The organism is Pseudomonas sp. Pseusp3, assembly GCF_047304225.1.
Lineage (GTDB): Bacteria > Pseudomonadota > Gammaproteobacteria > Pseudomonadales > Pseudomonadaceae > Aquipseudomonas > Aquipseudomonas fluorescens_CD.
This window is the reverse complement of the sequence record NZ_JBGLYV010000029.1, coordinates 1-19,998: the sequence shown is the minus strand read 5'-3', so window position 1 is coordinate 19,998 and position 19,998 is coordinate 1. Positions and strand designations below refer to the sequence as shown.

General features: G+C 59.6%; 17 protein-coding genes. 10 read left to right on the top strand and 7 right to left on the bottom strand.

Translation table 11 applies throughout. From position 1 onward, the window contains the following. Positions 1-32: 32 nt before the first annotated feature. Together ACCD00_RS12295 and ACCD00_RS12290 are read left to right on the top strand one after the other, a co-directional pair. A complete protein-coding gene (locus tag ACCD00_RS12295; protein ID WP_413424795.1) occupies positions 33-491 on the top strand; it encodes a response regulator in 459 nt (152 codons plus the stop codon). Between the two features lie 376 nt (positions 492-867). Next, positions 868-1,767, top strand: a complete 900-nt coding sequence (locus ACCD00_RS12290; protein ID WP_413424793.1) for an EamA family transporter — start codon at positions 868-870, stop codon at positions 1,765-1,767. Positions 1,768-1,841: 74 nt separating this feature from the next. Here ACCD00_RS12290 and ACCD00_RS12285 read toward each other — a convergent pair whose 3' ends face one another. After that, on the bottom strand, positions 1,842-4,019 hold the full coding sequence (locus tag ACCD00_RS12285; RefSeq protein ID WP_413424791.1) for a malate synthase G: 2,178 nt from the start codon (positions 4,017-4,019) through the stop codon (positions 1,842-1,844). Positions 4,020-4,565: 546 nt separating this feature from the next. Here ACCD00_RS12285 and ACCD00_RS12280 point away from each other — a divergent pair. Next, the gene (locus tag ACCD00_RS12280; RefSeq protein ID WP_413424789.1) at positions 4,566-5,084 is read left to right on the top strand and encodes a glycine cleavage system protein R; all 519 of its coding nucleotides are present in this window, start codon (positions 4,566-4,568) and stop codon (positions 5,082-5,084) included. A 215-nt stretch (positions 5,085-5,299) separates the two neighbouring features. On the opposite strand, the gene rarD is transcribed toward ACCD00_RS12280, so the two are convergent. The 5 genes from rarD to ACCD00_RS12255 form a co-directional block, all read right to left on the bottom strand. After that, on the bottom strand, positions 5,300-6,187 hold the full coding sequence (rarD, locus tag ACCD00_RS12275; protein ID WP_413424787.1) for an EamA family transporter RarD: 888 nt from the start codon (positions 6,185-6,187) through the stop codon (positions 5,300-5,302). Positions 6,188-6,386: 199 nt separating this feature from the next. Next, positions 6,387-7,361, bottom strand: a complete 975-nt coding sequence (locus ACCD00_RS12270) for a serine/threonine protein kinase (protein WP_413424785.1) — start codon at positions 7,359-7,361, stop codon at positions 6,387-6,389. 209 nt (positions 7,362-7,570) lie between these two features. After that, complete coding sequence (locus ACCD00_RS12265; RefSeq protein WP_413424783.1) at positions 7,571-9,472, bottom strand: PhoX family protein; 1,902 nt, start codon at positions 9,470-9,472, stop codon at positions 7,571-7,573. A 66-nt stretch (positions 9,473-9,538) separates the two neighbouring features. After that, the gene (locus ACCD00_RS12260) at positions 9,539-10,303 is read right to left on the bottom strand and encodes a TOBE domain-containing protein (RefSeq protein ID WP_413424781.1); all 765 of its coding nucleotides are present in this window, start codon (positions 10,301-10,303) and stop codon (positions 9,539-9,541) included. 63 nt (positions 10,304-10,366) lie between these two features. Next, positions 10,367-11,107: a ComF family protein gene (locus ACCD00_RS12255; RefSeq protein ID WP_413424779.1), complete on the bottom strand. Its 741-nt coding sequence runs from the start codon at positions 11,105-11,107 to the stop codon at positions 10,367-10,369. Between the two features lie 92 nt (positions 11,108-11,199). On the opposite strand from ACCD00_RS12255, the gene bioB reads away from it, so the two are divergent. From bioB to ACCD00_RS12220, 7 genes are all read left to right on the top strand, one after another. Continuing rightward, the gene (gene bioB / locus ACCD00_RS12250) at positions 11,200-12,255 is read left to right on the top strand and encodes a biotin synthase BioB (RefSeq protein WP_413424777.1); all 1,056 of its coding nucleotides are present in this window, start codon (positions 11,200-11,202) and stop codon (positions 12,253-12,255) included. A gap of 159 nt (positions 12,256-12,414) precedes the next feature. Beyond that, positions 12,415-13,593, top strand: a complete 1,179-nt coding sequence (gene bioF, locus ACCD00_RS12245) for an 8-amino-7-oxononanoate synthase (protein ID WP_413424775.1) — start codon at positions 12,415-12,417, stop codon at positions 13,591-13,593. Continuing rightward, a complete protein-coding gene (locus ACCD00_RS12240; RefSeq protein ID WP_413424774.1) occupies positions 13,586-14,317 on the top strand; it encodes an alpha/beta fold hydrolase in 732 nt (243 codons plus the stop codon). The genes bioF and ACCD00_RS12240 overlap by 8 nt, the downstream gene beginning before the upstream one ends. Beyond that, entirely contained in the window at positions 14,310-15,122 is an 813-nt protein-coding gene (bioC, locus tag ACCD00_RS12235) for a malonyl-ACP O-methyltransferase BioC (RefSeq protein ID WP_413424772.1), read from the top strand. The genes ACCD00_RS12240 and bioC overlap by 8 nt, the downstream gene beginning before the upstream one ends. After that, positions 15,119-15,799: a dethiobiotin synthase gene (gene bioD, locus ACCD00_RS12230; RefSeq protein WP_413424770.1), complete on the top strand. Its 681-nt coding sequence runs from the start codon at positions 15,119-15,121 to the stop codon at positions 15,797-15,799. The genes bioC and bioD overlap by 4 nt, the downstream gene beginning before the upstream one ends. Before the next feature lie 123 nt (positions 15,800-15,922). After that, the gene (locus ACCD00_RS12225; protein WP_413424768.1) at positions 15,923-16,219 is read left to right on the top strand and encodes a pyrroloquinoline quinone biosynthesis protein PqqE; all 297 of its coding nucleotides are present in this window, start codon (positions 15,923-15,925) and stop codon (positions 16,217-16,219) included. 278 nt (positions 16,220-16,497) lie between these two features. Continuing rightward, a complete protein-coding gene (locus ACCD00_RS12220; protein ID WP_413424766.1) occupies positions 16,498-18,303 on the top strand; it encodes a phenylacyl-CoA dehydrogenase in 1,806 nt (601 codons plus the stop codon). Between the two features lie 79 nt (positions 18,304-18,382). On the opposite strand, the gene ACCD00_RS12215 is transcribed toward ACCD00_RS12220, so the two are convergent. Continuing rightward, on the bottom strand, positions 18,383-19,998 hold a 1,616-nt coding region (locus tag ACCD00_RS12215), incomplete at its 5' end, for a hypothetical protein (RefSeq protein ID WP_413424764.1).

Below are 19,998 nucleotides of genomic sequence, written 5' to 3'. Positions count from 1 at the left end.
TAGGGAATTGAACTGAACATGTAGGGAACGCCATGTCCGACCACGATATTTTGAGTGACGCCGAGCGGGAAGCGCTCAGTGCCGTCATGCTGGAACCTGACTTGCCGCCGCAACGGGTGCTGATCGTCGACGATGATAAAGACGCCCGGGAGCTGTTGTCAGAGATCCTCGAGTTGCAGGGCGTTCGCTGCATGACTGCAGTCAGCGGCGAAGCGGCATTCAATATCCTGGTGGCTGAGGCAGAGATCAAAAAGCCCTCGATCGGTTTGATGATCACCGACCTGCGGATGGGCCATGTAGACGGGCTGGATCTGATCCGCCAGATACGTGAATCGGTTCGGGCGGCGTTGCCGATCATCATTGTCTCGGGAGACGCCGACGTGAAGGATGCAATCGCCGCGATGCATTTGAGCGTTGTGGACTTTCTGCTCAAGCCTATTGATGCCAAGCACCTTGTGGCACTGGTAAAGCACGAACTGGACATTAAATAATTTATTATTTGTAATTGTTAATTGCGAATTTGAGTTGTTTTTGTTAATTCAAATTGTAATTAGAGTTGTCCATTTGCTCTGCGAAAAAGCTCCTCACAAATAGCTTGTATTTTCTTTCGGTGATTCAGTTATCGTTCGGTGCTTGAAAGCCAGCGCAGGCATTATCTAATGTCATTCGTGGTTTGCGGGAACTGTCGTAGCGCTATAAAAGTTACCGATTTTACTCCCCCTGCTTTAGTGGTTTGAGCATGCCGGTGGTCGTCGTGTATTCAATCTGCGGTTAGTTCGTGCAGACAAAATACTGTCAAAGATCAGGTCATCGCTCTTCCCGGGTTGTGTGGGTGTGTATCGCAATGAGGACGATATGATAAAGAAAATGGAATTTCGCGATCTTGTACTTATTATCGGTGTGACAGTCATGTGGGGCAGCAATTTTACGGTAATTGATATCAGTCTTGACGGTATCGATCCGTTCATATTGACCGCGTTGCGCTTTACTTTCTGTGCGCTGCCGCTGGTGTTCTTCATCCCGAAACCGAAAGGTGTCAGTACGTTTGTAACTATTCTCTACGGTCTGTTGTTTGGTATCGGAATGTGTTGGCTGATGAACTATGGCATGTTTCTTGGCGTTAGTGCCGGCGTGACATCTTTGCTCTTGCAGTTCAGTGCTTTTTTCACGGTCATCTGGGGGGTGCTGCTGTTTGGCGAGAAAATGACGGGAATACAAGTGGCCGGCATTCTCATGGCGTTGCTGGGGCTGATGTTCATTATTCATGTAACAGACGGTTATGCCGAAAGTCTTGGACTTTTTCTGATACTCCTCGGCGCACTGTTCTGGAGTTTGTGCAATGTGCTGGTCAAGAAAAGCAAAGTGGTTGATATATTTTCCTTTGTCGTTTGGTCGAGTCTGTATGCAACACCTCCTCTATATCTGATGACTTACTGGGTCAAGGGAGCGGCCCCTTTCCAGGCGTTGCTAACAGACATGACTGCTCCGGTGCTGGTATCTGTCCTGTTCCAGGCCTATGTGGCGACGGTATTCGGGTATTGGGTGTGGAACCGAATGATTGAGAAGTATCCGGCGAGCCAGGTTGCACCGTTGTCAGTGATTGTTCCGATATCGGGTATCTTGACGTCGTGGTATGTACTCGACGAACCCATTGGTGGCGAAAAACTGTTTGCTCTCGTCATCACGGTCGTTGGAATTGCTTTGTTCATGAATGCATCGAAAATAGGCCATCACATCGCTGCCAGCGCGTTGCGTTACAGGAAGTAGCTCTACATTCTCAGGACGCAGAAACAAAAATCCCCCGGTTTTTCAACCGGGGGATTTTTGTAGAGAGAGCGGGCTTACAACCCGTTCTTCGCTTTGAACTCGCGACGACGACGGTGCAGGACCGGCTCGGTGTAGCCGTTCGGCTGTTTGGTGCCTTCGACCACCAGTTCGACCGCCGCCTGGAAGGCGATGTTGCTGTCGAAGTTCGGGGCCAGCGGGCGGTACAGCGCGTCGCCGGCGTTCTGACGGTCAACCACCGGCGCCATGCGCTTGAGGCTTTCCATGACCTGGTCTTCGGTGACGATGCCATGGCGCAGCCAGTTGGCGATGTGCTGGCTGGAAATACGCAGCGTTGCACGGTCTTCCATCAGGCCGACGTCGTTGATGTCCGGCACCTTCGAACAGCCGACGCCCTGGTCGATCCAGCGCACCACATAACCGAGAATGCCCTGGCTGTTGTTGTCCAGTTCGTTCTTGATCTGTTCGGCGGTCCACTGCGGGTTCACCGCCAGCGGGATGGTCAGGATGTCGTCCACCGAAGCATGCGCACGTTTGGCCAGTTCGGCCTGACGGGCGAACACGTCAACCTTGTGGTAATGCAGCGCGTGCAGCGCAGCGGCAGTTGGCGATGGTACCCAGGCGGTGTTGGCACCGGCCAGCGGGTGAGCGATTTTCTGTTCGAGCATCGCCGCCATCAGGTCAGGCATGGCCCACATGCCCTTACCGATCTGTGCGCGACCTTGCAGGCCGGTGCTCAGACCGATATCGACGTTGGAGTTCTCGTAGGCGCCGATCCATTTTTCCGCCTTCATGTCCGCCTTGCGCACCATGGCGCCTGCTTCCATGGAGGTGTGGATTTCATCGCCCGTGCGGTCGAGGAAACCGGTGTTGATGAACACCACGCGCTCGCTTGCCGCCTTGATGCAGGCCTTGAGGTTGATTGTGGTACGACGCTCCTCGTCCATGATCCCGACTTTGAGGGTATTGCGCGGCAGGCCCAGCACGTCTTCGATGCGACCGAACAGCTCGTTGGTGAACGCTGCTTCTTCAGGGCCGTGCATCTTCGGCTTCACGATATAGACCGAGCCGGTGCGGCTGTTCTTGCGCGAGCTGTTGCCGTTGAGGTTGTGGATCGCCGACAGGCAGGTCACCAGGCCGTCGAGAATGCCTTCCGGCACTTCATTGCCATCTTTGTCGAGGATCGCGTCGATGGTCATCAGGTGACCGACGTTACGCACGAACAGCAACGAACGACCGTGCAGGCTCAGTTCACTGCCATCGACAGCGGTGTAGGTGCGGTCGGCGTTCATGGTACGGGTAAAGGTCTGACCGCCCTTGGCGACGCTTTCGGACAGATCGCCCTTCATCAGGCCGAGCCAGTTGCGGTAGATCACCACCTTGTCATCAGCGTCGACGGCGGCAACCGAGTCTTCGCAGTCCATGATGGTGGTCAGCGCGGCTTCCATCAGGATGTCTTTGACACCGGCGGCGTCGGTCTGGCCGACCGGGGTGCTGGCGTCGACCTGGATTTCGAAATGCAGGCCGTTGTTTTTCAGCAGGATCGCGGTTGGTGCAGTGGCATCGCCCTGGAAGCCGATCAGTTGAGCGTCGTTGCGCAGGCCGGTGTTGCTGCCGCCTTTAAGGGCGACTACCAGTTTGCCATCAACGATCTTGTAGCCGATGGAGTCGACGTGGGAGCCGGCCGCCAATGGCGCCGAGTCGTCAAGGAAGGCGCGGGCGAAGGCGATGACCTTGTCACCGCGTACCTTGTTGTAGCCTTTGCCTTTTTCCGCGCCGCCAGCTTCGCTGATGGCGTCGGTGCCGTAGAGCGCGTCATACAGCGAACCCCAACGGGCGTTCGAGGCATTGAGCGCAAAGCGGGCATTCATCACCGGCACCACGAGTTGTGGGCCGGCCATGCGGGCGATTTCGTCATCGACGTTTTGCGTCGTCGCCTGGAAATCGGCCGCTTCTGGCAGCAGATAACCAATGTCTTGCAGGAAGGCTTTATAGGCCACGGCGTCGTGCGGTTGACCGGCACGCGCTTGGTGCCAGCCATCGATACGAGCCTGGAAATCATCGCGTTTGGCGAGTAGGGCTTTGTTCTTCGGCGCCAGGTCATGGATGACCTTGTCGGCACCGGCCCAGAACTTATCGGCGGTGAGGCCGGTACCGGGAATGGCTTCGTTGTTCACGAAGTCGAACAGGACTTTGGCGACCTGCAGGCCACCGACTTGAACGTGTTCAGTCATTGCTTGCCTCACTCTGCTCAGCTATTTCGCTTTTCAGCTCTTCAATTTAACAATGAAGCCTTTGGCCATTTAAACCACAAACCCCTCTACCAGTACATGCCCATGACGGGCGGCTGGGTTGGGACCAATCAACGGCTTGGGGCCTTGCTGACAGGGCTTTCAGGGTTGCGAACGTGCCTGCGGCAGACATCGATCCAACATTATGTAGTGCGCGCTGCGGCATACTACATGATGAATTGCGGTTGTGAAAATTAGACTAATTACGTCGTTCTGCGACCCCATGACGCATTGCGGTCACGTCGGGGATCGTGATGTTCTCAAAAAACTATTGGATTGTTCCAGTTAAATATCAAAAGTTGTACACGATTTGTTGTGTCTGTCGCCTCGGTGGTGCCTGCATTCGCGAGCAAGCCCGCTCCCACAAGGGCCAGCGCAATCATTGTGGGAGCGAGCCTGCTCGTGAAGGCGCCGGACCTGTCGGCGCAGGTTCAACCCTTGCCTATACTTGTTTTTCCAAAACAAAAAACATGACCAGAGGGCTGCGCCATGGACCATCTCGTACTCACCGTTTTTGCTCCGGACAAGCCCGGGCAAGTCGAGCGCATTGCCCAATGCATTGCCGAGCACGGCGGCAACTGGCTGGAAAGCCGCGTGTCGCGCATGGCGGGACAATTCGCCGGCATTCTGCGGGTGGGCGTACCGGCCGAGGCCTACGACGAATTGGTCGATGCCCTGCAGGGCTTGTCCGCCCAGGGCATTCGCGTGTTGGTCGCCGAAAGCAGCATCGAACAATCTTGCACCTGGAAGCCGATCGCCATGGAACTGGTGGGCAATGATCGACCGGGGATCGTGCGTGACATCACACGCTTGTTGAGCGAGCAGGGGGTGAATCTGGAACGGCTGGTCACCGAAGTGCGCCCGGCACCGATGAGCAGCGAGCCGTTGTTCCATGCCGAAGCGATTCTTGCTGTCCCGCTGACGTTGTCGCTGGACGTACTGCAATCGCGCCTGGAAACCCTGGCCGATGATCTGATGGTCGAGTTGGTGCTGCGCAGTGATCCCTGATCAGGTTATCCAAGTTAAACGTGCACCGGCCTGTGGATAACCTGTAGAGACACACCGCCAGGCCACGCCGACCGGGGTTCTTCAGGACTTGATCAAAAAACCAGCAGTTTCAACCACTTGCACACAATCGGCGGGGATCACGCTGTGGATAACCTTGGGAAGGATCAACGCAGGCCACGGGAGACGTGGCCTGTAGGGGGTTGTGTGTTTTTTGATCAGCTGCGGCGACGCAAACTGAGCCACGCATCAACGCTGTAAACCGCCAGGCCGGCCCAGATAAACATGAACGCCACCAGGGTGCTGGACGACAAGTGCTCGCCAAACAGCAGGACCGCTTGCAGCAGCACCAGTGTCGGTGCCAGGTACTGGAGAAAACCCAGTGTCGTGTAGGGCAAATGCCGTGCAGCGGCGTTGAAGCAGACCAGTGGCACCAGCGTGATCGGGCCGGCGGCCACCAGCCACCAGGCTTGGGACGTGGTCCAGAATTCGGCCTGGGCGCTGCTGGCCGTCGGGTTGAGCAGCAACCAGCCGAGGGCAATCGGCACCAGCATCCAGGTTTCCACCACGAGCCCCGGCAGTGCCTTGACCGGTGCTTGCTTGCGAATCAGGCCATAGAAGCCGAAGGTCAGGGCCAGCACCAGCGACACCCACGGCAGGCTGCCGACTTGCCAGACCTGTTGCGCCACCCCCACAGTCGCCAGACCGACGGCAATCCATTGCATGCGCCGCAGCCGTTCGCCGAGGATCAGCATGCCCAGCAGCACGTTCACCAACGGGTTGATGTAGTAGCCGAGGCTGGCCTCCAGCATGCGGCCGTTGTTCACCGACCAGACGTAGGTCAGCCAGTTGGCTGCGATCAGCGCACCGCTCAGGGCCAGGATCGCCAGCCGTCGCGGGTTTTCCCGCAGCTCGCGCCACCAGCCGGGATGCTTCCAGACCAGCAGCAACAAGGCACCGAACAGCGCCGACCACAGCACCCGGTGGATGATGATTTCCACGGCGGGCACGCTGGCGATGGCTTTGAAATAGAGGGGGAAAAGCCCCCAGATGATGTAGGCACTCAGGCCTAGAATGTACCCGCGACGCGGGTTGGCGGCTTGCATGCAGAATCCTTGCTTAGGCAGCTAACAAAGAGGGGGATTGTAAGGAGATTTTGTGTGATGTGCTGATACATGTAGGAGCGAGCTTGCTCCGGGCGGCGTTCCGACGATGGTCGTCCACGATAACGCGGGGAACCTGATGCCCCGCGGTGTTCTCTGATTTTTCGCGAGCAAGCTCGCTCCTACAGGGTTTGAGGGTGAATCAGAAGAGTTTGAGTGGCTCTTCATTGAGTGCCGCCAGTTGCTCGCGCAATGCCAGCACCTGATCACCCCAATAACGCTCGGTGCCGAACCACGGAAAGCTGCGGGGAAATGCGGGGTCGTCCCAGCGGCGGGCGAGCCAGGCGCTGTAGTGCATCAGGCGCAAGGCACGCAATGGTTCGATCAAGGTCAGTTCACGCGGGTCGAAGTCGTGGAATTCGTTGTAGCCATCCATCAGTTCCGACAACTGGCTCAGGCAATCCTGGCGATCGCCGGCGAGCATCATCCAGATGTCCTGCACCGCCGGGCCCATGCGGCAGTCGTCGAGGTCGACGATATGGAACATCTCGTCGCGGCACATCATGTTGCCGGGGTGGCAGTCACCGTGCATGCGGATGTTCTGGTGCGGCGTGTTGCTGTAGGCATCTTCCACACGCTTGAGCAGATCGCGGGCCACCGACTCGTAGGCCGGCAGCAGGCTGCGGGGGATGAAGTTGCCGTCGAGCAAGGTATTGAGTGAGTCATGGCCGAAGTTTTTCACCGCCAGTGCTTCACGGTGCTCGAACGGCCGTGTCGAGCCAACCGCATGCAAGCGGCCGAGCAACTGGCCAAGGCGATACAGTTGATCGAGGTTGCCAGGCTCCGGTGCACGGCCGCCACGGCGGGGGAACAGGGTGAAACGAAAACCGTTGTGTTCGTGCAGGGTTTCACCGTTGTGGATCAACGGCGCCACGACCGGCACCTCGCAGTCGGCGAGTTCGGCGGTGAACTGGTGCTCTTCCAGAATCGCTTCGTTGCTCCAGCGTTGCGGCCGGTAGAACTTGGCGATCAGCGGCTCGGCGTCTTCGATACCGACCTGATAGACGCGGTTCTCGTAGCTGTTGAGCGCCAGGATGCGCGCATCGCTGAGAAAGCCGATGCTTTCGACGGCATCGAGCACGAGGTCTGGCGTAAGGGTTTCAAACGGGTGGGCCATGCTGACTCCTGCGCGCAGCAGGTTGCTGCGTCCGGCCAGGCATGGTAGCGCAGACGGCGCGGTTTTAGGGGGTGGGCTTGAGATGTGCGGTGTTTGGGCTGACGCCTTCGCGGGCGAGCCCGCTCCCACACTGGATCGTTGGTGTGCACGCGATCGGTGGCACACCATAGATCACCAGTGGGAGCGGGCTTGCTCGCGAAGAGGGTCTGTCAGGCGCCGACGATCCCGCCGTCTTCCCGGGTAATCGCCATCACCGATGAGCGCGGCTTGCCGTTAGGCAGATGCTCGGGGAAGGTCGAACCGCCATTTTCGCCCGGGTGCTGGATCCCGACAAACAGGGTTTTCTGGTCCGGCGAGAAGCTGATCCCGGTCACCTCACAGCCCACCGGTCCGACCATGAAGCGGCGAATCTCGCCGGTCGCAGGATCAGCGCAGAGCATCTGATTATTACCCATTCCGGCAAAGTCACCGGCGTTGCTCACATCACCGTCAGTCAGGATCCACAAGCGTCCGGCCTTGTCGAAGCCCAGGCCGTCCGGGCTGTTGAACATGTTCTGCGGCGTGATGTTCGACGAGCCGGCCTTCGGTGTACCGGCATGCGCACCCGGGTTGCCGGCCACCACAAACAGGTCCCAGGCAAAGGTGTGCGAGGCGTGATCGTCGCGCTCGGTGCGCCAGCGCAGGATCTGGCCGTAGACGTTCTTCTCGCGCGGGTTCGGTCCGCCCACCGGTTGCCCGTCTTCGCCACGTTTGGCGTTGTTGGTCAGCGTGCAGTAGACCTGGCCATCCTTGGGGCTGACCACGATCCATTCCGGGCGGTCCATGCGCGTGGCTTTCACCACACTGGCGGCGAGACGGGCGTGGATCAGCACTTCAGCCTGATCGGCAAAGCCGCTGCTGGCGTCGATACCGTTCTTGCCGTGGGTCAGTTCGATCCATTCACCTTGGCCTTTCGGGTGATCGGCGTTGCCGTCCCCCGCATCGAAACGCGCCACGTACAAGGTGCCGTGATCGAGAATGTCGCGGTTGGCCTTGGGGTTCTTGTGGTCAATCTTGTCGCGGCTGACGAATTTGTAGATGAACTCACCGCGCTCATCGTCGCCCATGTACACCACGGCATGACCATCGCCAGTTTCGGCCAGGGCGGCGTTTTCGTGCTTGAAGCGCCCCAGGGCCGTGCGTTTGACCGGCGTCGACTTCGGATCAAATGGATCGATCTCCACCACCCAGCCGTGACGGTTGAGCTCGTTGGGGTTCTTGGCCAGGTCGAAGCGCTCGTCGTGCTGGTGCCAGTTGATCTCCTTGCTGGTCGCCACCGCGCCGTAGCGTTTTTGTGCCGGGTCGAATTTCTGCTCCGCGTTGCTGCTGCCGAAACAGTCGGTGAAGTTCTCTTCACAGGTCAGATAGGTGCCCCACGGCGTCTTGCCGTTGGCGCAATTCTGAAAGGTGCCGAGAACGTTCTTGCCGTGGGGATCGGCACTGGTTTTCAACAGGGCATGGCCGGCGGCCGGGCCGCTCATGCTGATCGGGGCATTGCCGTGAATGCGGCGGTTGTAGCGCGAGCCTTGGACGAATTGCCATTGGCCGTTCTTGCGCTGCACTTCAATCACCGACACACCTTCGCAGGCCAGCGCCTTGCGTACATCTTCCGCCGATTGCGGCATGCCGCCGTGAGCGTAGAGGTAGCGGTAGTTGGTGTATTCGTTGTTGATCGCCATCAGCGCCCGGTCTTTTTCGCCCGGGAATTCGAACAGGCTCATGCCGTCGTTGTTGTCGCCGAACTGGGCTTCCTGATGTTCGGCGCTGCCGTTGCCGCTCGGGTCGAACGCCGGGCCATCCTTGTGCAGAGGCTGGCCCCAGCTGATCAGCACCGAGGACTTGTAGCCCGGTGGCAGGGTGATTGCGTCGCTGGTGGCGGCGGGAATGCTGTCGAAACCCAGCAACCGGCTGTTACCGGCGCTGACGCTGGCAGCCATCACACTGCGGCTCAACAGGTTGCCGCCGAGGAACATCGCGGCGCCGCACAGGGCACCTGCGCTGATGAAGCCGCGACGACTGAGGCCGACCATGGTTTCGAGATCGGTGGACTGGTTTTCTTCTAATAGGCTCATTTCAGGCTCCCTGCGGTTTTGCAGACACCTTAATCATGAGTAATGAACCTTTTGTTGCAGTTCTGTTTACAGCGGTGTGCCCAGCAGCACCCTGGACGGCGAAAACTCCACGCGCACCGGCTTGCCGCACGTCAGCCCCAATGCCTGCAGATGCCTCGGTTCGTCCAGGGCACACAGTGTCAGGCCGTTGGGCAGGGTAATGCGCACTTCGCTGGGGCCATCGTCGGCGTCGAGAATTTTTTCGATGGTGCCTTTCAGACAATTGTTTCCATGGGTTTCAACGGAATCGATTCCAAGCACATCGAGCCATCCGGCCTTGATCAATGCCACGACTTCAGTGCCGATTTGCAGTTCCAGGCGCTCGGTGCTGTCGTGGGTGATTTGCGCGTCGACGATCACGCCTTCGGCGACTTCGAGGCGAATCAGGTCGTTGCGTCCCTGAGGTTCGATCGCCATTACCTTGCCGTGCAGCTGATTGCGTGCGCTGGTGCGCAGCATCAAGCGCCCGAGCAGGTCGAGGTCGCTGGCGTCTTCAGCGGCTTCCAGCACTTGAGCCTGTAAGGCTTGCAGCTTCTGGTACAGGCGCAACACGCGCTCGCCTTCGTTGGACAGGCGGGCACCGCCACCGCCCTTGCCACCGACAATCCGCTCCACCAGCGGTTTCTGCGCCAGGTTGTTCAGTTCATCGATCGCATCCCAGGCGGCCTTGTAGCTCAGGCCCGCGCTCTTTGCGGCGCGGGTGATCGAGCCTTGTTCGGCGATGTGCTGCAGCAGGGCGATGCGCTGCGGACGGCGGACAATGTGCTGGGACAACAAGGTGGGCAAAGACATGGCGAGTCGCTTTGGGTGGTGACGATGATGAGGACGTTGGCCGCTTGGGCTGCGCGAGTCAAGTCAGGGTGTCTCGCCGGGTTTGGGCGTGCGGGCCAGGCAATAGACGTCGACCCTCGCCGCACCGGCGTCCATCAGCAGCCTCGCCAGGGCCTGGGCCGTGGCACCCGTGGTCAGTACGTCGTCGATCAGGGCCAGGTGCCGGCCTTTGACGACGGCGCCGGGTGCCAGGGCGAATGCGTTGCGCAGGTTCTTTCGGCGGGCTTCGGCATTCAAGGCCTGCTGGGCGTCGGTGTCCTGGGTTCGCAGCAGCAACCGTTCGTCGCAAGGGATATCGAGACTGGCACTCAACCACTGAGCCAGCATTGCCGCCTGATTGAACCCGCGCTGGCGCAGGCGCCGGCTGGCCAGTGGCACCGGGATCAGCGCATGGGGCCGCTGCAGATCGTCTTCGAAGCGATGTTGCAGGCATTGAACGAGAAGTTCGGCGAGCAGGCGACCAAACGGCCACTTTGCGTTGTGCTTGAAACGGGTGATCAGGCTGTCTACCGGAAAGCTGTAGGTCCAGGGAGCAATCACTTGTTCGAAGGCCGGTGGCTGCTTCAAGCAATGGCCGCAGGTCAGGCCCGCAGCCGGGAGCGGCAGGGCGCAGGTCTGGCAGTGATCGCCGAGCCAGGGCAACTCGGTTTCACAGGCCATGCAGACAGGGAGGGTGCCATCGGCGATTTCATCGCAGAGCAAGCAGTGTTGTTTGTTTTTTAACCAGATGTAAACCGGTCCTTTGTATCGTGGTTGACAGCGCATCGCTCTTCCTTAAATATGCCGAACATCCGTGTCGCGCCTGTGGGTATTCCATTCCCCCGGTCGCCAGCCCAGCATAAATCAAGGAATCGCCCATGAGCGCCAGCACCACTGCAAACCTGCGTCATGACTGGTCTTTGGCCGAAGTCAAAGCACTCTTCGTTCAGCCATTCAACGACCTGTTGTTCCAGGCGCAGACGGTGCACCGCGCGCATTTCGACGCCAACCGCGTCCAGGTGTCGACCCTGTTGTCGATCAAGACCGGCGCCTGCCCGGAAGATTGCAAATATTGTCCGCAGTCCGGTCACTACAATACCGGCCTGGAAAAAGAAAAACTGATGGAAGTGCAGAAGGTCCTCGAAGAGGCCGCTCGCGCCAAGGCCATCGGTTCGACCCGTTTCTGCATGGGCGCGGCGTGGAAGCACCCGTCGGCCAAGGACATGCCTTATGTGCTGAAGATGGTCGAAGGCGTGAAAGCCCTGGGCCTGGAAACCTGCATGACCCTCGGGCGCCTGGATCAGGAGCAGACCGAAGCGCTGGCCAAGGCCGGCCTCGACTACTACAACCACAACCTCGATACCTCGCCGGAGTTCTACGGCAGCATCATCACCACCCGCACCTACAGCGAGCGCCTGCAAACCCTGGCGTATGTGCGTGACTCGGGGATGAAGATCTGCTCCGGCGGCATTCTGGGCATGGGTGAGTCGCTGGACGATCGCGCCAACCTGTTGATCCAGTTGGCCAACCTGCCGGAGCATCCGGAGTCGGTGCCGATCAACATGCTGGTGAAAGTCGCCGGTACGCCGCTGGAAAATGCCGACGACGTCGATCCATTCGACTTCATCCGCATGCTCGCGGTTGCCCGCATCCTGATGCCAAAATCCCACGTGCGCCTGTCCGCCGGCCGCGAAGCCATGAACGAACAGATGCAGGCCCTGGCGTTCTTCGCCGGTGCCAACTCGATTTTCTACGGCGAAAAACTGCTGACCACTGCCAACCCGCAGGCCGACAAGGACATGCAACTGTTCTCGCGCCTGGGCATCCTGCCGGAAGCCCGCGAAGAGCACGCCGATGAAGTGCATCAGGCGGCTATCGAGCAGGCGCTGGTGGAGCAGAAGAGCAGCGAGCAGTTTTACAACGCAGCTATTTGAGCAATCACAGCTTCCACTGGATGAATGCTAAACCCTGTGGGAGCGGGCTTGCTCGCGAAGGCGGTGTATCAGTCAACATCTTTGTTGAATGTCAGACCGTATTCGCGAGCAAGTCCGCTCCCACAAAAAGCTCTATGTCATTTGAAAGTCGAGGCCTGCATGTCTTTCGATCTCGCCGCACGCCTTGCTGCCCGTCGTGCCGAAAACCTCTACCGCCAGCGCCCGCTGCTCGAAAGTCCGCAGGGGCCGCAAGTGGTGGTCGATGGCCAGCCGTTGCTGGCGTTCTGCAACAACGACTACCTGGGCCTGGCCAATCATCCGCAAGTGATCGAAGCCTGGCGCGCGGGTGCTTCGAAGTGGGGTGTGGGCGGCGGGGCGTCACATCTGGTCATCGGCCATAGCACCCCGCATCATGCCCTGGAAGAAGCATTGGCCGACCTGACCGGTCGCCCGCGCGCGTTGCTGTTCACCACCGGTTACATGGCCAACCTCGGCGCGGTCACGGCGCTGGTGGGGCAGGGTGATACGGTGCTCGAAGACCGCCTCAATCATGCGTCGCTGCTCGACGCGGGGCTGTTGTCCGGTGCGCGGTTCAATCGCTATCTGCACAACGACCCGGTGAGCCTGGCCAAACGCCTGGAAAAAGCCACCGGCAATACGCTGGTGGTCACCGACGGCGTGTTCAGCATGGACGGCGATATCGCTGACTTGCCAGCGCTGGCTCGCGAGGCCAAGGCCAAAGGCGCCTGGTTGATGGTCGACGATGCCCATGGTTTTGGACCGCTGGGTGCCAACGGTGGCGGCATCGTCGAGCATTTCGGTCTGAGCCAGGATGACGTTCCGGTGCTGGTCGGTACCCTCGGTAAAGCCTTTGGTACGGCGGGTGCCTTTGTGGCGGGCAGCGAAGAGCTGATCGAGAGTCTTATCCAGTTCGCCCGTCCCTACATCTACACCACCAGCCAGCCACCTGCGCTGGCCTGCGCCACGTTGAAAAGCCTGGAACTGCTGCGCAGCGAACACTGGCGTCGCGAGCATTTGCAGACGCTGATCCGCCAGTTCCGCGCCGGTGCCGAACAGATTGGCCTGGAACTCATGGACAGCTTCACGCCGATCCAGCCGATCATGATTGGTGATGCGGGGCGCGCGGTACGCCTTTCGCAAATGCTGCGCGAACGCGGGTTGATGGTGACCGCGATTCGCCCGCCGACCGTACCTGCCGGCAGCGCCCGACTGCGGGTCACGCTGACGGCTGCCCACAGCGAGGCCCAGGTACAGCTATTGTTAAATGGACTGGCCGATTGCTTTCAACAACTGAAGCCGGAGCCAAGCCATGCGTGATCGTCTGATTCTGCTGCCCGGTTGGGGCCTTGGCGTTTCACCGCTGGAGCCTTTGGCGGCGGCCTTGCGCGGCCTGGATGAGCACCTGCATGTCGAGATCGAGCCGTTACCGGAACTGGAGTCGAGCGATCTTCAAGAGTGGCTCGACGAGCTTGATTCGATATTGCCGCAGGACGCCTGGCTTGGCGGTTGGTCCTTGGGCGGCATGCTCGCCTGCGAGTTGGCGGCCCGGCGTGCAGATCGCTGCTGTGGTGTGTTTACCCTGGCCAGCAACGCTTCTTTTGTCGCTCATGAACAATGGGCAAGCGCCATGCCCCGGGAAACCTTCGATGCGTTTCTGGCGGGATGTGGAGCCGATCCGCGCGCGACGTTGAAACGCTTTTCACTGCTCTGCGCCCAAGGCGCCGAAGACTCGCGCGGATTGTCGCGGTTGTTGCTCGGTGGTGCACCGAACACCGCCGCGCCGCTGCTGCTGAGCGGTCTGCAAGTGCTCGCGCAACTGGATACACGACAGGCAATGCAGTCGTTCCGCGGTCCGCAATTGCATCTGTTCGCCGGCCATGACGGGCTGGTGCCAGCGCAAGCGGCGGGCGAGTTGTTGGCATTGCTGCCGGATGTTGAAATCGGTCTGATTGAACAGGCCAGCCACGCGTTTCTCCTGGAAGATCCCCACGGTGTGGCGGGGGCGATCCAGGCCTTTTTGCATGAGTGCGGCGATGACTGATTTATCCCTTCCCAACCTGCCCGGCGCCTTGCCCGACAAGCGCCAGGTCGCCGCTTCCTTCTCCCGCGCAGCGGCGAGCTACGATAGCGTTGCCGAGTTGCAGCGTGATGTCGGCAGCCAATTGCTCAGGCGCTTACCGCAAGACTTCGTACCGCAGCGTTGGCTGGATCTTGGTTGTGGCACCGGGCATTTCAGTCGTGCCCTGGATGAGCACTTTCCGGGCGGTCATGGTGTGGCGCTGGATATCGCCGAAGGCATGCTCAACCATGCCCGGCCATTGGGAGGTGCCACGCACTTCGTGGCCGGCGACGCCGAGCGTTTGCCACTGCAGGATTCGACTTGCGACCTGATCTTCTCCAGCCTGGCGGTGCAGTGGTGCGCGGACTTCGAATCGGTGCTCAGTGAAGCCTTTCGGGTGCTGAAGCCGGGTGGAATTTTCGCGTTTGCTAGTCTGTGTGCAGGGACGTTGTTTGAATTGCGCGACAGCTGGCGGCAGGTCGATGGCATGGTGCATGTCAACCGTTTCCGGGAGTTTGGTGTTTATCAGCAGTTGTGTGCGGCCAGCGGCTTGAGGACGGTCAGTCTGCAAAACCTTGCGCATGTGCTGCATTACCCGGATGTGCGCAGCCTGACCCATGAACTCAAGGCGCTGGGTGCGCACAACCTCAATCCCGGTCGACCGGGTGGCTTGACCGGCCGGGCACGGATTCTGGGTCTGATTGAGGCTTACGAGCAGTTTCGTCAGGCCCAAGGCCTGCCGGCGACTTATCAAGTGGTGTACGCCGTTTTGGAGAAATCCTTATGAGTGCAGCCTATTTCATCACCGGCACGGATACCGATGTTGGTAAGACCACGGTCGCTGCGGGGCTGCTGCACGCGGCACGTTCGGCAGGCTTGAGCACGGCGGCGGGCAAGCCGGTCGCTTCCGGTTGCGATGTGACACCCAAAGGCTTGCGCAATGCCGATGCACTGGCCTTGCTGGCGGAGTGTTCGCTAACACTCACCTATGCACAGGTCAATCCGATGGCCTTCGAACCGGCCATTGCCCCGCACCTGGCGGCGCGAGAGGCCGGGGTGGCGCTGACGGTGCAGTCGTTGCTGGCGCCGATGCGGCAGATTCTGGCCATGCAGGCAGATTTCACCTTGATCGAAGGCGCTGGAGGCTGGCGCGTGCCGCTGGCAGATCAGGACAATCTGTCGGACTTGGCAATGGCGCTGGGTCTGCCGGTGATTCTGGTGGTCGGCGTGCGCTTGGGATGTATCAGCCATGCATTGCTGACGGCCGAAGCGATTGCCCGGGACGGTCTGCAACTGGCGGGGTGGGTGGCCAACATCATCGACCCGAAGACCTCGCGTCTTGAAGAAAACCTTGCCACTCTCGCCGAGCGTCTGCCAGCGCCGTGCCTGGGGCGTGTGCCCAAACTCAAGGCCGTCACGGCCGAAGCGGTGGCCGAGCACTTGCAACTGGACCTGTTGGACTGATGTTTTAGCAATGCGGGCTTTGCCTATGACAAGGCATTGTGCCATTAGTGTTTTTGTCGGGTGTTTTGCCGGCCACTCTGCTTCAATGGCCGCTGTTGATCCTTTGCAAGGACGAGTTCTCCCGTGGAAATCTCAGGAAACAGCGCTTTTTATGCCGGTCTGAGCACTATTCAGACAGGGCAGAACCGTGTCGATCAAGCCGCCGGGCAGATCGCCAACACCACCATTGAACGCTCAGTCACCAGCCAGTCTTCCGAGGCTCAGGTTGATCGCTTGCGTTCTGTCGATCGTAGTCAGCAATCGGACCTGGCCAGCAACGTGGTCGAAATGTCTCAGGGCAAATTTCAGGTGGAACTGGGCGTGAAAGTCGCCAAGGCAGCCGATGAAGTGCTTGGAACCTTGATCGATACCTTCGCTTGATTTTTTACTGAATCCGCACCTTCAAGCGCCGCGCCCGATCGCGGCGTTTTTCTGCGTAAGTCTTTCTTGCTCAACTAATCTTTCCTGTGTGGCGGGCTGCTTCGAACGCGCGGGGGCGTTGCCGTGTGCCTGTGTGTCCAAACCTGCGATGACGAACGGCAAAAGATCGGCGCTTGACAAGATTTGGGCGTAAACGTATGTTTCAAACAACTGTTTGATCGCAACAACAAATCAATGCGGTCGTTCATTCCCGGTTACATCAGCAGAGGTTTATCGCTATGCCTGACTACAAGGCCCCCTTGCGTGATATTCGCTTCGTACGTGACGAACTGCTCGGCTACGAAGCGCACTATCAGAGCCTGCCGGCTTGTGCGGACGCAACTCCGGACATGGTTGACGCCATTCTCGAAGAAGGCGCCAAGTTTTGTGAGCAGGTGCTGGCTCCGCTGAACCGCGTGGGCGACCTCGAAGGCTGCATCTGGAGCGAGTCTGGCGTTAAGACCCCGACTGGCTTCAAGGAAGCCTACAAGCAATTCGTTGAAGGCGGCTGGCCAAGCCTGGCCCACGACGTAGAGCATGGCGGCCAAGGCCTGCCGGAGTCTCTGGGTCTGGCCATCAGCGAAATGGTCGGCGAGTCCAACTGGTCGTGGGGCATGTACCCAGGCCTGTCGCACGGTGCGATGAACACCATCTCCGAGCACGGCACCCCTGAGCAGCAAGAGGCTTACCTGACCAAGCTGGTTTCCGGCGAGTGGACCGGCACCATGTGCCTGACCGAGCCGCACTGCGGCACCGACCTGGGCATGCTGCGCACCAAGGCCGAGCCTCAGGCCGACGGTTCCTACAAGGTTTCCGGCACCAAGATCTTCATCTCGGCCGGTGAGCACGACATGGCCGACAACATCGTCCACATCGTACTGGCCCGCCTGCCGGATGCACCGGCTGGCACCAAAGGCATCTCCCTGTTCATCGTGCCGAAGTTCCTGCCGAACGCTGATGGCTCGGTTGGCACGCGTAACGCCGTGTCTTGCGGTTCCCTGGAACACAAGATGGGCATCCACGGCAACGCCACCTGCGTGATGAACTTCGACGGCGCTACCGGTTTCCTGATCGGCCCGGCGAACAAAGGCCTGAACTGCATGTTCACCTTCATGAACACCGCACGTCTGGGTACCGCTCTGCAAGGTCTGGCCCACGCCGAAGTCGGTTTCCAGGGCGGCCTGAAATACGCTCGCGACCGTCTGCAAATGCGCTCGCTGACTGGCCCGAAAGCGCCGGACAAAGCCGCTGACCCGATCATCGTTCACCCTGACGTACGCCGCATGTTGTTGACCATGAAGGCATTCGCCGAAGGTAACCGTGCGATGGTTTACTTCACCGCCAAGCAAGTCGACATCGTCAAGTACGGTGTGGACTCCGAGGCGAAGAAGAAAGCCGACGCATTGCTGGCTTTCATGACGCCAATCGCCAAGGCGTTCATGACCGAAGTCGGTTTTGAGTCGGCCAACCACGGCGTGCAGATCTACGGCGGCCACGGCTTCATCGCCGAGTGGGGCATGGAGCAGAACGTTCGCGACAGCCGTATCTCGATGCTGTACGAAGGCACCACCGGTATCCAGGCACTCGACCTGCTGGGCCGTAAAGTGTTGATGACCCAGGGCGAGGCTCTGAAAGGCTTCACCAAGATCGTCCACAAGTTCTGCCAGACCAACGAAGGCAACGAAGCGGTTCAAGAGTTCATCGCTCCGCTGGCTGCACTGAACAAGGAATGGGGCGAGCTGACCATGAAGGTCGGTATGGCCGCCATGAAAGATCGCGAAGAAGTCGGCGCGGCCTCCGTGGACTACCTGATGTACTCCGGTTACGCCTGCCTGGCCTACTTCTGGGCTGACATGGCGCGCCTGGCTGCCGAGAAACTGGCTGCCGGCACTACCGAAGAGGCGTTCTACACCGCCAAGCTGCAGACTGCGCGCTTCTACTTCCAGCGCATCCTGCCGCGTACCCGCACTCACGTTGCAACCATGCTGTCGGGCGCCAACAACCTGATGGACATGAAAGAAGAGAACTTCGACCTGGGCTACTAAGCCTTAACGCAGTGTCTTGAAAAAAACGCCGCTTCCTCCGGGAGCGGCGGTTTTTTTTTGCGCTGTGTTCAGGCCTTGATCACCATGGTGTCGGGTCCAGAGGGCCTACGCCTGTTGGAGTGCTCACACCCTCGCCGTTACGTATGAACGGCAGGTGCCAGAAGTCGTTCGGCACCACCGGGTCGCCAGGCTTGACGCCTTCCGGAAAGATGAACTCGAACACCGGCGCCACATACTGTCCGGCAGTCAGTCCATTGGCGACGGTCAACCTGCCCGCATTCTGGATGCAAGCATCCACGCCGGCCTGGGACAAGCTTAGCTGTGGAACGCAAAGTGACCGGGCAACGACGCGCAAGGTACGTGTCGGCTGGCTAAGCAGCCCAGTGGGCGCTTTGGTCGCACGCAATCTGGCGCGTTGTGGCTGAGCACCCGTGTTCTGGGTCGTGATACCACCCGAGGCTCCCAGGCAACTGGCCGCAAGGCCCAGTCCAGGGTTGCATTCACCCGTCATCTCATAGGGGGTAATCCAGCGATTGGTTTGCACACCTGTCGATGGATTGACATCTATCAGATAGATGTCGACCGGGGTCTTGATGTCGGTGGTCGAGGCTTCAAGGAAAATCCGGTCCTGCGTCTCCTGGGCTACTCCGTTGATGGCCGTTGCGGCCGGGTCGGCCGTACCGATGCCAAATTCCCCGATAGCCATGTAGCTGGGCTGCGAACCAGGCTGAGTGTAGATCCCGACATTCGCCTCGATCGTGTGTGCAGAGACAAAGTCCGGGAGGCCAGTAGTTGCTGACTTGAACAGAGTACCGGACCAGCTGATGAAGTCGCCGACTTCGAAGGGTGCCTGTTGTGTCGGGTCGGGGTCCGTCGCCGTGCGTGTAGCATCGCTGAATCGCTTCATGACGTACTGGCTGCAATAGACCTGCCCCACCGCTGGACCCGAGAGCTCTCCACTGGCCGGAAGCGCGACGCCGGCCTGGCTGAAATTGCGGCAGTTGTTGGTCGTGGTCGGGGTGACCACTTTTGGCCGGTTTTTCTGTGGGCAGAGCGCATCGTCCCCGGAGAGCGTACGTGGCACGCACATCGGGTAGCCGGTGGCAGCATGGATGGTCGGGTTGGCATCATCGACGGAGAAGCGTGGGTCGGGGCTTTGGGCGCGGCCAAAACGGCCATTCGGATCGTTGATCTGAATGATCGTGGGTTGCGTCGGGTTTCCACTGTCAACTTCGATGTTGCCGTTGGTGTAGTCGATCCGGGTGATGACACCGCTACCTGCGTTGACGGATTGCTGGGAGACAAAGATCAGCCCGGCAATTGGCTTGTTGGAGACGGTATTGCCTACCACATGGATCTCGAACGAGGGGTAAGCCGCCGGTGATTTTCCGAGCGCCAGGGTTCCACCCCTGACGAAGTCGGCCCAGGTCAGGGTGTTGGCCGGCATCTGCATTACGGTGTTGCAAGGGACAACAATCGTGACGCCGTTCAACTGGACGGTCCCCCCAAAGCGGCTCGGGTCGCTGGTATTGGGGCAATTCGCATTGGTGGTGTCCAGGGTCATGTCCTGGATAAAACCGGTAACGTCAAACCCATGAATCGCATTCGGGTTGGTAAAAATCGGGTCGGGAAGTGTGGGTGTCGTGAACGGCGAGGGCAATCCCGGGGGCTTGGCAGTCCCGCCGCCACCACCAC